Source organism: Candidatus Binataceae bacterium, from assembly GCA_035508495.1.
GTDB lineage: Bacteria > Desulfobacterota > Binatia > Binatales > Binataceae > JASHPB01.
In genome coordinates this window covers 55,159-66,891 of record DATJMX010000032.1, presented here as the reverse complement: position 1 = coordinate 66,891, position 11,733 = coordinate 55,159, and the positions used below count along the sequence as shown (strand labels likewise).

10 protein-coding genes and 1 pseudogene are annotated in these 11,733 nt (G+C 60.2%); 1 reads left to right on the top strand and 10 read right to left on the bottom strand.

Features of this window, described 5'->3' with window-relative positions; genetic code table 11:
• Window positions 1-226: 226 nt before the first annotated feature.
• Genes VMA09_11140 through VMA09_11130 form a run of 3 tightly spaced genes read right to left on the bottom strand, consistent with a single transcriptional unit; the run spans window position 227 to window position 2,868 of the window.
• The gene (locus VMA09_11140) at window positions 227-736 is read right to left on the bottom strand and encodes a 3-isopropylmalate dehydratase (protein ID HUA34151.1); all 510 of its coding nucleotides are present in this window, start codon (window positions 734-736) and stop codon (window positions 227-229) included.
• Window positions 733-1,980 carry an aconitase/3-isopropylmalate dehydratase large subunit family protein gene (locus VMA09_11135; GenBank protein HUA34150.1) on the bottom strand — a complete coding sequence of 416 codons (1,248 nt, stop codon included), beginning with the start codon at window positions 1,978-1,980 and terminating at the stop codon, window positions 733-735. The genes VMA09_11140 and VMA09_11135 overlap by 4 nt, the downstream gene beginning before the upstream one ends.
• A gap of 51 nt (window positions 1,981-2,031) precedes the next feature.
• The gene (locus tag VMA09_11130) at window positions 2,032-2,868 is read right to left on the bottom strand and encodes an isocitrate lyase/PEP mutase family protein (GenBank protein HUA34149.1); all 837 of its coding nucleotides are present in this window, start codon (window positions 2,866-2,868) and stop codon (window positions 2,032-2,034) included.
• A 133-nt stretch (window positions 2,869-3,001) separates the two neighbouring features.
• Between VMA09_11130 and VMA09_11125 the strand changes: the two genes are divergently transcribed.
• Window positions 3,002-4,027: an alpha/beta hydrolase gene (locus tag VMA09_11125; protein HUA34148.1), complete on the top strand. Its 1,026-nt coding sequence runs from the start codon at window positions 3,002-3,004 to the stop codon at window positions 4,025-4,027.
• An 18-nt stretch (window positions 4,028-4,045) separates the two neighbouring features.
• Here VMA09_11125 and VMA09_11120 read toward each other — a convergent pair whose 3' ends face one another.
• The 7 genes and pseudogenes from VMA09_11120 to VMA09_11090 all read right to left on the bottom strand — a co-directional run bounded on the left by VMA09_11120 (window position 4,046) and on the right by VMA09_11090 (window position 11,688).
• A complete protein-coding gene (locus VMA09_11120) occupies window positions 4,046-5,530 on the bottom strand; it encodes an amidase family protein (protein HUA34147.1) in 1,485 nt (494 codons plus the stop codon).
• A 129-nt stretch (window positions 5,531-5,659) separates the two neighbouring features.
• Entirely contained in the window at window positions 5,660-7,141 is a 1,482-nt protein-coding gene (locus VMA09_11115; GenBank protein ID HUA34146.1) for an acetyl-CoA acetyltransferase, read from the bottom strand.
• Between the two features lie 103 nt (window positions 7,142-7,244).
• Entirely contained in the window at window positions 7,245-7,946 is a 702-nt protein-coding gene (locus VMA09_11110) for a class I SAM-dependent methyltransferase (protein HUA34145.1), read from the bottom strand.
• Window positions 7,947-8,044: 98 nt separating this feature from the next.
• Complete coding sequence (locus tag VMA09_11105; GenBank protein HUA34144.1) at window positions 8,045-9,127, bottom strand: hypothetical protein; 1,083 nt, start codon at window positions 9,125-9,127, stop codon at window positions 8,045-8,047.
• Window positions 9,128-9,749: 622 nt separating this feature from the next.
• Window positions 9,750-9,960, bottom strand: a pseudogene (locus VMA09_11100) (transposase).
• A 100-nt stretch (window positions 9,961-10,060) separates the two neighbouring features.
• Window positions 10,061-10,660 carry a glutathione S-transferase family protein gene (locus tag VMA09_11095; GenBank protein ID HUA34143.1) on the bottom strand — a complete coding sequence of 200 codons (600 nt, stop codon included), beginning with the start codon at window positions 10,658-10,660 and terminating at the stop codon, window positions 10,061-10,063.
• A gap of 83 nt (window positions 10,661-10,743) precedes the next feature.
• A complete protein-coding gene (locus tag VMA09_11090) occupies window positions 10,744-11,688 on the bottom strand; it encodes an alpha/beta hydrolase (GenBank protein ID HUA34142.1) in 945 nt (314 codons plus the stop codon).
• Between the last annotated feature and the right edge of the window lie 45 nt (window positions 11,689-11,733).

The window sequence follows — 11,733 nt, the reverse complement described above, 5'->3', positions numbered from 1 at the left end:
GTGAATTGTGCCGATTCGGATGCGAAAGTTTGACGCGCGGTTGAATGCTGGAGCGATATAATATGAATTCCAGTCGAGCAGGTGTTCTTACGACAGAAACAATGCAGTCACATTGCGTACCGATGCAGACGACAACCACTTTGTTATATTAAGAACTGATTATCAGAGTATTGATAATCAAGTTGACATGCACAAGCGAGCCAACTACAGGCGATGGATGCGCAGACTACAGATACCCTTCCGTCTTCAGGCGCTCCATTATTCCCCCGGCGCGAACGATAGCCTGCAGGAAGTCCGGCATCCTGACGCCATTGCCCTGTTGCCCGCGAGTGAGATTCTCGACGCTGCCGTGGGTAATATCGACGCGCAGCGTGTCACCTTCATTTACTAGTGTGCGAATACCACTGCATTCCATCGCAGGCAGCGCGTAATTGACGCAATTGCGATAGAAAAGCCCGTTGATCGTTTCAGCGACCAGTGCCGCGATACCGAGGCGCTTGAGCAGCATCGAGCCCGGACGGCTCGAGCCCGTGCCGAAGTTCCGCCCGCCGACCAGGATGTCGCCGGCACGCACTTCATCGATCCACCCGGGACGGTAGGTCGCGAACACATGACGCAACTGCACCTCCAGCGACTTGGCAAAAACAGTCTGCGGCATCATCAGATCGGTATTGATATTGTCGTCGGCGAATAGCCAGACCCGGCCCTGCACGACGAGGGGATCGGAATTGCTCATACTTCGTCTCCGAGATATGCGGTTGGATCGCATATGCGCCCTGCGACTGCCGAGGCTGCCACCGTCGCCGACGAGGCCATGTAGATACGCGCTGAGGGACTGCCCATGCGGCCCTTGAAGTTGCGCGTGCTCGACGTGATACATACTTCGTTGGGCCCGACCACGCCCATGTGTCCGCCGTAACAGGCACCGCAGGTCGAGTTGGTTACCATGGCTCCCGCCTCGAGGAGAGTTTCGACGTAGCCGAGCCGCACCGCTTCCTTGAGCACGCGCTGCGATGACGGAGTGACGATGAATCGGACGCGTGGCGCGATTTTCCTGCCGCGCACGACTTGCGCCGCGACGCGGAAATCCTCGAGCTTGCCGTTCGCGCATGAGCCGACAAAGGCCTGATCGATCGGAACGTCCTCTCCGAGCTCGGTGACCGGCAGAGTGTTGTGAGGAATGAAATCAGGCCGGGCAACGTAGGGCCGCAACTGAGAAAGATCGACTGGATAGGTCGCGGCGTATTCTGCATCGGCATCGCTTTCGGCAGGTTCAAATTGCTCCTGCGTAACCGAACGAAGATATTCGGCGACTTTATTGTCGGCCGGGAATGTCGCGAATTCAGCGCTGAGCTCGGCCGCCATCGTCGCGAGGGTGGCGCGATCGTCGAGCGTCAACTCGGCGACGCCCGGTCCGCCGAATTCGATATTGTGCCCTTCGACACTGCCGGCGATATCGGCGAGGTGCAGGAATACATCTTTGCCGAATACGTTCGGAGGCTTGCGCCCGCTCAGCTCGAATCTCACTGTGGGCGCCACCTGGTACCAGGTTTTGCCGGTACACATGATTTGCAGCATCTCGAGCGGACCCATGCCGCGCGCGACGCAATTGAATGCGCCGGACGCGCAGGTGTGCGAATCGGTGCAAGTGAGTATCTGTCCCGGAAGCGCGAGACCATTTTCGAGCACCACCTGGTGGCAGATTCCGCCGCGGCCGAGATCGTAGAACTTGTCGATCCCGAAATCCTTTACGAACTTGCGCGCGATCGACTGGCCTTCCGCGTCGGCGATAGTCGGCGCCGGTACTGCATGATCGAGGATGACCGCGATTTTTCCTGGATCGACGATCCGTTTGGGCATCGGCGCCGTCGCGCTAAAGGTCAGATCGATTTGAATAATCTTATCGACGTCGCAGACGACAATATCACCGGGGCGGACGCGGCCATTTCCGCTGTGCCGCGAGAGAATCTTCTCCGCCATCGTCATTCCCATACGCATTCTCCTAGAAACGCGGCGCCCGCGAGAGTCGAGTCAGCTATTGTACTTCTTGCCGAGAGCGTCCATCTCTTCGACTCCCAGCAAATCGATCAGCTCACGGAACGCGTCGCGCGCGTCGCGCTTTACCGTGCCGGTCTGCTTCAACTCCGCGAGCGCATCGTAGGTCGACTGATAATAGGCGAGGAAGGTGCCCGAATAGATAGTCAACTTGAAGCCGTGCTTTGCGAGCTCGGGCACGGGCTGCAGCTGACCATTATATAGAAGCGGCAGATGCTTCAGCCGCGATACATAGTCGCGCAAATCGTCGTGGGTGCGGATGCCATCGACGAATATCAAGTCGGCACCAGCCTCGCGATACGCATTGGCGCGGCGCACGACGTCGTCCCATCCGTTGACCGCGAGCGCGTCGGTGCGCGCGATTATCACGGTGTCCGGATTGGTACGCGCGTCGCACGCCGCACGCACCTTCGGCACCATCTCGTCCATCGCAATGACCTGTTTGCCGGTGAGGAAGCCGCAACGCTTCGGCCAGACCTGGTCTTCGATATGCAGTGCCGCGGCGCCCGCGTGCTCATACTCGCGGACCGTGCGCCATACGTTGGTGGGATTGCCGTAGCCGGTGTCGGCGTCGCACACGACCGGAATCTCAACCGAGCGCGCGATAGCGCGAACGTTGTCGACCATTTCGCTCATCGTCAGCATACCGAGATCGGGAAAGCCACGCGCGGCCGCGGTGCCGAAGCCGGTCATGTAGACGGCCTCGAAGCCGAGCCGCTCCGCGATCTTGGCCTGGAGGGCGTCATAGACGAATGGCGCGACGACCATTTCACCTGAGTCGAGTTTGGCGCGCAGCTCGTGGGCGGAATTCATGATTGCTCCTCGATATTCCTAACGCTTGCGCTATAACAGTCCCGCATCGATGCCGCCGTCAAGCGGCGGTTGCATCGATGTCGAAGCTGGTATACGTGCGATTGAAGTTCGTCCAGCTCCCAGGAGTCCGCATATGTCGATCACCGAGCACGCAGTCAAAACCAGGCGGCACACCACTTTCTATCTGGCCGACGGCCCCGAGAATGGCCCGCTCGTGATCTTCACACACGGTTGGCCGGAGTTGTCTATTAGTTGGCGCAATCAGCTTCCAGCGCTGGCAGCGTTGGGGTTTCGCGCGATCGCGCCAGACATGCGCGGCTACGGACGCTCGAGCGTTTATGCGCAACACGCGGATTATGCGCAGGAGCAGATCGTGCGCGACATGATCGAGCTTATCGACTCACTCGGGCGCGAAAAGGCGGTGTGGGTCGGACACGACTGGGGCAGTCCGGTCGCGTGGAACGTCGCGAGCCATCATCCGGAGCGCACTCATGCCGTCGCGAGTTTGTGCGTACCCTACTTCACGATCGATCGCGGCCTCGAGCACACGCTGACGCTGGTCGATCGCAGGCTCTACCCGGAGAAGGAATATCCATACGGGCAGTGGGACTACATGCGCTACTACGAGGAGAGCTTCGACGAATCGATCGCGCCGATGGACGCGAACGTCGAGAAGTTCATGAAAGTCATCTTTCGCAAGGGCGATCCCGCCGGCGAAGGACAGCGCACATTCAGCGCGACGACGCGGCGCGACCATGGATGGCTCGGCGGAGGCGCCGTGCCTGACATGCCGCGCGACAACGACATCGTCAGTGAAGAGCAATTGAGTATTTATGTATCGGCGCTCGAGCGGAACGGATTCTTCGGTCCGTCGGCGTGGTACATGAATCACAAAGCCAACGCCGCCTATGGTGCGACGGCGAAGAATGGCGGCTACCTGGAGATGCCGGCGCTGTTCCTCAACGCGCAATACGACTACGTGTGCGAGGCGACTCACTCGAGGCTCGCCGAGCCGATGCGCAGCTACTGCCGGAGTCTCACTGAAGTTACCTTGCGCACGGGACACTGGATGGCGCAGGAGAAGCCGCGCGAAGTGAATGCGGCGCTTATCCAGTGGCTCGCGACCAGGGTTCAGGAAGTGTGGCCGCGGCCGAGCTGAGCGCTGAGGGCCGGGAGCCTAAGCCTCCCACGGATAGCTCTGCTCGTAGGCGTACGCGGCGCGCAGAATCGTCGGCTCGTCGAAGTAACGGCCTGTTAGCATCAGACCGACTGGCAGGCCGTTCGACTTGGCGCACGGCACGCTGACGGCAGGATGGCCCGTGATATTCAGCGCCGCGGTATTGTTGGAGACATGCCGCGTGCCGACCATCCGCGTGATGGTGTCGGCGTTGGGATCGAATTTCGGCGCTTTCTGCGGCGTGGTCGGCATCGCGAGAAGATCGAAACTCTGAAGCGCCTGATCGTAATGCTGCCGCAGCAGAGATCGCAGATGCTGCCCGCGATGATAGACCATCCCCGGGTAGTTGCGTTTTAGATAAGTGCCCATGATCAGGTTGCCCTTGAGAAGCTCGGGCAGATGAGTCGCGCGCGATTGCATCGCCTGAGCCATCGCGGACGCGAGATGATGGTTCTGTGGTCGGCTGTCGTAGGTCAGTCCACTATTAGTGAGCAGCGTAGTCATGCCCTCGACGACCAGTGAAGCGAGGATGCGTCCGGCGCGGCGATGGAGCGGAATCGACACCTCCTCGACGCTCGCGCCGAGTTGACGCAGACCTTCGATCGCTTGCCGCACCGCGGCATCGACGTCGGGCTCCGAAGTTCCCCAGGCAAAGCCTTCTTTCACGATACCGATTCGCAGTCTGCTGATATCTTCGTTGAGCGCGGCAGTATAACTCACCGAACTTTGCCCGGGTGGCGGGTCGGCAATCACTTCGAGTAGCAGAGCAGCGTCGGCAACGCTGCGCGCCATCGGCCCGGGATGATCGATAGCCGGCTCGAGGCCGACGATGTCGGTCTGAGGCACGAGGCCATGCGTGGGTTTCACGCCGACCACGCCGCAGAACGACGCGGGGATCCGAATCGAGCCGGCGGAGTCGCAGCCGATCGCGAGATCAATATCGTCGTAGTAAAGCGCGGCGCCCGAGCCGCTCGACGAGCCGCCCGACAGGTACTCGCGGTTGTGCGGATTCCATACCGGGCCGAAAGAACTCGTGTCGCCGTTGCCGGAGAATCCCATGCCGTCCATGTTCAGCTTGGCGACGATCTCCGCGCCCTCGCCGAGTATGCGCGTCACAATCGGCGCATCGCGATCGGGCACGTAGCCATCGAGCACTAGCGAGCCGCAACTCATCGGCACGCCGGCGACGAGAACGCAGTCCTTGACGCCAATTCGTTTGCCGGCGAGCTTGCCGGTCGCAGCACCCTTCACCGAGCAGCGGCGCAGAATCGCGTTCAGCGGATCATCGTCGGAACGCGGACGCGCTCCCGGATCGCGCTGAGAATAGTCGCCTTGAGCAGTCGCTTGAGCGATCTGGCCGAGGTCATCCAGGTTCGCCAGGATGGCGATGACCAGATGTTCGAAGTAGTTCGCTTCCTGCTCGGTAAGCTCGAAATGGTTGAGCGCCGCGATTTCGATCAGCTCACGGCGATCAGGCGCACGCATTGCCATTCGTTCGTCCTCAACAACTCCCTGAACGCGACAAACTCTAATGGCACGCGTCGTTAAGTGTCAATTGGCACCAATATCCTACTCGCAGTTAGTTTCTGCAAAAACGCGATGGGCGATCTGCAATCAGAGCGGCTCGAACAGATTGACTCCGTCGAGACTGCGGACGCGGCCGCGCTTGCCGACGAACTCCTCGGTTTCCATCGCAGCCAGGATTTCTTTGGGTGCGCGAGCGAAGAATCGAGCGCCACTTTTTTCGAGGCGTCCCACCACGATCGCCGACGAAGGATCGCCCGCGCGGTCGTGCTCCACGGTGTAGGTCTCGATTGTCGCCGCTCCTTCGGGGTTCTCGATCGCGATGACAGAGCCGCGCTGCGGCTCCTTGAAGACCTCGTAGTTGAAACCGCCGTGCGGGCGCTCGAGGTTGTAAACCGCGGCGGCGTGCTTGGTGAAGTACCATCCAAGGCCGGTCGTCATGCCGAACTGGCCCGCCCGATCGCGCAAGCGCTCCGTCATCGCCGCGACCGAATGGGTAACGTAGTTGTTCGCGGGTCCACCAGCGTAGGGCAGACCGCCCGTGAGAGTAACGCCGCGCTGATCGCCGAGTTCTATGCCGACCGCTTCCATCGCGAATTCGAGCGCGACCGGAAAGCAGCTGTAGAAATCGAAATGTGAAACCTGATTGGCTTCGATTCCAGCGCCGCCGATTGCAGCGTTCGAGCACGCTCGCAGCGTCGGCGACTCATTAAAGCTCTCACGCTCGCTGATCAACCACGAGTCAGTCGCATCTGACGCCGAGTGGATATAGACGGTTTTGCTCTGCGGCACTCCTACGCGGCGCGTCTCCTCGTCGCTGGCGACTATGACTGCGGCGGCCAGATCGACTTCCATAATCGCGTTCATCAACTTGGTATATGGAAAACAGATGATGCGATTCTCCGGCGTCGCCGTAATGATTTCCGCGGCCGAACGCTCCTTGCGAAACCATGCGTAGGGATTGGCCGCGGCGACTCGCGTCATCGAGGAGCAGAGTTTACCGAACCGCTCGCGATGCTCGCCGATCGTCCATCGTTTGCGGGCGCGGTGCGCATTCTCAAACATTGGATAGACCTGGATCGGGAGCTTCGCGCCGTAGCGTTCTTCATACGCGTTGGTGCCCATGCGCGGATCGCCAAGCACTTCGGGCTCGCCTGAGCCCTGCGCCATATTCCATTTGACGCCGCCGCTCTTCGCCGCGCGACGCGCAGTGTAGATCGCCTCGGCGCCAACGATCAGCGCAGCGCGGATCTTCCCGGCTGCGATCTCTCGCGCGAAATAGTTGATCAGATATTGAGGCGTGTTGCCGCCAAAGGTCGTCGAGATTTTTCGCGCCGGCGAAATTCCGAGGCGCGACGCAAGCGCATCTGGCGCGTTGTGATATCGCGCCGAAACGATATTCAGGACGGCCACCGCGTCGATAGATTTGAGAATGTCAGGGGCGCCTGAATCCTCGGCGGCGGTACGTGCAACGCGCTCCATCATCGCGAGCGGTTCCGGCGCCTCGGCAAGTCCAGCGGCACGAGGATTGAACTGTGCGACCCCGGCGATCACCGGAAGTGGCTGCGCCATATGGACCTCCGCGCGCGGCCAAAGCGGCCGCTGACAGAGAATTCGCAATCAGCGGAGGAAATTCAAGCGGCGCGATCTGCGCGTGTTCAGGCGATCTGAATGACTACTGATCGATCAGCGACCTTGATGCGGCGTTCTTGAAGCCGCTGGCGATATAAACTCCGTCGCTCAGCAGGCTTTCGACGTCGAACTGCGTAAGCGATGGTTCGAGATAACTCCAGGGGTGGCGCAGGCCCTCGAACGCGGTGAGCGAGCGCATCGCGGCGAAGAACACCGCCATGTTCACCGGCATCTTCCACGGCGGCGCCCACTTAAGTCCCGCGGCCACGACGCGGCCACCGGGTTTGACGCTGTTCAGAACGTTGCCGATAGCAGCGGGCGTGCGCATCACGTCGTGAGCAAAATGAAGTAGTGCGGCATCGGCGATTACGGGGATGCGCGCGTGTTCGACCGGCGCGTGAATCAAGGTCACGTTCTGCAAATCGTTAGTCCGAATCCGCTCCGCGGCGCGCTCGAGCATTTCGGCACTCTGTTCGATTCCGATCACGCGGCCCTTCGAACCGACCTGGCGCGAGAGCGAGCGAAAGCTGAGCCCCGTTCCGCACGCGACGTCGACGACGATAGTGCCGCGGCGCAGCCACAGGCGGCTGATGGCGCGGCGGCGAACCGGCTCGAGAAAGTTCAGCTCGAGGTCGTAAGTCGCGGCGCGCTCGCGATACTGGCGCAGGGCTGCCTCGCGGTCCGCACGAATATTGGCGAAGGCGTCGAGCCAGCTATTTTTGTTCTCGGGATGCGTCGATTCCATCGCGATTGCTCCGGGTGTGCATTAAAACTAAGCAGCGCACCGGCTTGAGGCAATTTGGGTTTGTCCCGAATGCGACTGACGATGCAGATGGTGCGGCGCTAACTGCCGGCGATCACCGCCCAGGTCGCGATTGCGCTGCCGATCGTTGTCCAGTAGCCGAATTTTTCGTAAATTTGCGCCGCCTGCTTGCGTTGCTCGGCCGGAGCGAGGTCGGCGGAGATCTGGGGGTCGGAAGCGTTGCGAATCGCGAGCCAGTTGGGCGCGCGGCCCTTGAGGTCGTTCGCGCAGACAAGTCCAAGAACTGCATCGCCCATTTCCACCGCCGCACCGAGTCCCTGCAATTCGTATTCGTTGTTCGCAGTATCGAACGCGAAGAAGTCAGTGGTCACAACAGTATCGTCGGGAACCTTGGTCGATGGACTATCGAGCAGCGCCAGCGGTCCGTTGCCGTTCGGCAGTTGCTTGGCGTTCACCGGCAACAGCTTTTCGGCAGCGACCGACAAATATGTCTTCGGGATTGCTCCGGCGCTGCTGAAGCTTTGGCTGTGAAAAGCCTCGTTGCGAAAAGATTTGAGACAATCGAACCGCGCGCGCCGCGTCATGACGACATCGCCGAGCTTGACGCTCGCGCCGATCGCGCCTGCGGTCCCGGTCGTAATGACGAATCCAGCGCCGGTCTCTTCGATGATTTGTTTCCAGAGCGCGCGAATCGGCAGCCGCGGGCCATCCTGGCTCATGTGCAATTCGGATTTGAAACAGAGCACGCGATGCTTTCCGATCGCGGTCGGGAAATACGATCCGAGCCGATTGGCTTCCAGAGCTGGCGCGCCGGCACGGATATGCGGCGCATAGGTGTCCCAGAGATGGGCGTAACGATACCACACATCGCTCGACACTCCCGGCGTCAGAATGTCAGCCAACGCGCGGGCCTCGGCCACGGTCCAGGTGACGACGATCACATCACACGCGGGCAAGCGGTCGGATTGCTTCGGAGCAGGAGCCGACGTGCTCGCGGGCTTGGGATTCAGCCCGCGAGGCCACGGAATCGGCTGGAGATTTCTTCGCGCCAATGCTTCGTTTTCGGAAGACGGGATCGTCCAGGCTGCGTGAGTCCTGGGATCATCGGGATCGTACTCGATGATGTGTTTCGCAAAATCTACGTCCGTCTCCGGCGCCAGCATTGTGCCCCTCTTCGCGAATTGAAATCCACCTCAACGGCCCGCATCCGCGCAAAGCGCGAAAGCGAGTAAGTCGCGGTCTATAGACAGTAAGGCGTTCCATCGCATTGAACGAATTGTTCAATGAGTCAGAAAGTGTAGTTTCGTCGATACTTCGCTGAGGAGTGAAGCGGGAATTATGTTGAAGTTGATAGCAAGAGAGAATAACAGCGAGGGTGAATAAGATGAGAAGTGACGTCTCTTTTTTGGATTTCGTCGTTGGGAACGGATACCAGGGCATTCATGAAGCGGTCGAAATCAACCCCGTTTGATGAGATAGCAAGTGATTTGCCCATGAGGTCAGTCTAGAGCGATTCCCAGATTCTGCGAAACATGCGACGTGTTGGCTTAACCAGCGCGACGGTTAATATTGCGAGCTCGAAAATCGTGAAGACTGTCATGAATCTTGATTGGGGATCTGGATCGTTGACTGCCATACCAGCCCAAAAAGCGATCAGCAAGCCTTGGAAGTAGATCCATGCCCTCTCTGACGCGTCCAGTTGATCCCACCACCAGCGCATGAGGGTCAGCTTAGCGTTTGCGCTGGTCTTTGGGAAAGATCGGCTTCAGTGCGGCCTTGAGCGATTCAGGGTCGTTTTCTTGGCCAGCACGATGAGCCTAACTGCATGAAGATTTCCGCGTTCCGTCTGTTGTTGTGGCGGAACGTGAACTCGTTTTAGGTAGAGCGGCAGATAGCCCTTGCCGACATTGTGACAGGTGCCGATGATTCCGCGCTTCAACAGCGCCCAAAACGATTCGATGTTGTTCGTGTGGACCTTCCCGCGCACGTATTCCCTTGGGAATGCTTCACGACTTCAAGACAGCGCCCGCCGCGTGATGGACGCGGCGGGCGATGAATGAGCAGAGAATCCGATTATCGATCAATCAAACAGGATCTTACTTCAGTGCGCGCACTTTGGCATTGGCTTCGCGGCCGAGGCATCGCTTTAGCCAGTCTGCCACTGCCGGCGTCGCCGACATGTCGAGGCGCATCATGGCCGCCCAGCTCAAAACCGAGGCGACGTTCAGGTCCGCGATCGTGAAACTATTGCCCGTGAGGTATTCCTTGCCCGTCAGCGCATGGTTGAGAACGCCTAGCGGGGCCTTCAGCGCGTCGGCCGCTTTCTGGGCGGCCTTCTCGTCACGCTGATCGGCCGGGAGCAGCACGCGCTGCATCAGCAGCGTCATCAGATGAGGCTCGACCTCGGTCATCGCCCAGAAGCTCCACTTGAACACGTCGCCGTGCGCGGCTTCCGCCGGCCACAGTGAATTCTTGCCATACTTCTCGGCCAGGTAGAGGTTGATCGCCATCGATTCCCATACGGTATTGCCGTCGTCCTCGAGCACGGGAACGTGACCATTGGGATTGTGCTTCAGATGCTCGGCGGATTTCGCCTCCGAAGGAGCAACGGGGACATGGTCGTACTTGAGGCCGAGTTCCTCGGCCGCCCACAGGGATCGCGCCGCGCGTGATTTCGAACTGCCGTAGATTTTCATCGATCCAGTTTCTCCTTGAGTATGTTTCGCATTGATGCAGCCTTTGCCGATTAGTTCAAAATTAAATGGTCAATTCGAACTGACTATCCGCCGAATGCGGCCCGCAATGCCTCCGCGCCTTCGCGAATGCCTGCTTTGCCCTTGTCGATCATGTCGAAGAAGCTCACGAAGCCGTGAGTGACGCCCTCATAGCGCGTGAGCGTGACCTGGTTGCCGGCACGTTTCAGCGCGGCGGCATATTCCTCGCCCTCGTCGCGCAAAGGATCGAGGCCAGCAGTCTGTACCAGCGCCGGGGGCAATCCCGCGAGACTCCTTGCGCGCAACGGCGAGGCGAGAGGATTCGCGCCGTCTCCGGCATTTACCAGGTAATGGTCCCAGAACCACTTCATGTCGGCGCTCGACAGGATAAAGCCGTCACCGGCAAATTCGCGCTGCGATGGAAAATCGAGACTCGAATCAGTGACGGGATATATCAGAAGCTGGAAAGCGAGCTTCGGTCCGCCGCCGTCCCGCGCCATCATCGCAACCGCCGCGGCGAGATTTCCGCCCGCGCTGTCGCCGCCGACTGCCAGCTTGTCGGGAATCCCGCCGAACGATGCGGCATTGGCAGCGACCCACTTCGTCGCCGCATAGCAATCGTTGGGCGCGGCCGGAAACTTGTGCTCGGGCGCGAGGCGGTAATCGACCGATACGACCAAGCATCCCGCGCTGTTGGCGATCGCGCGGCAGAGATTGTCATGACTCGCCAGGTCGCCGAGCACCCACCCGCCGCCATGGAAGAAAACCAGCACTCCGACCGGCAGCCGCGCCGCGGGTGTGTAGATGCGAATCGGGATCTGGCCGCCGGGGCCGGGGATATGCCGATCCTCGACGCGATAGATCTCCTGGGGCGGAACCGGGCTCGCCTCGAGCATCGCCTGCATCTTGGCGCGCGCCTGCTCGGGCGTCTCGGCGCGCAGGAACAGCGGACCGGCAGCATTCGCGCCGTCGAGAAAAACCTTGGTCTGTGGATCGATCGTGAGCGCCATGCCGTCGTCTCCTCGGGCCCCATCGCGCAATGACGATCGCGATCA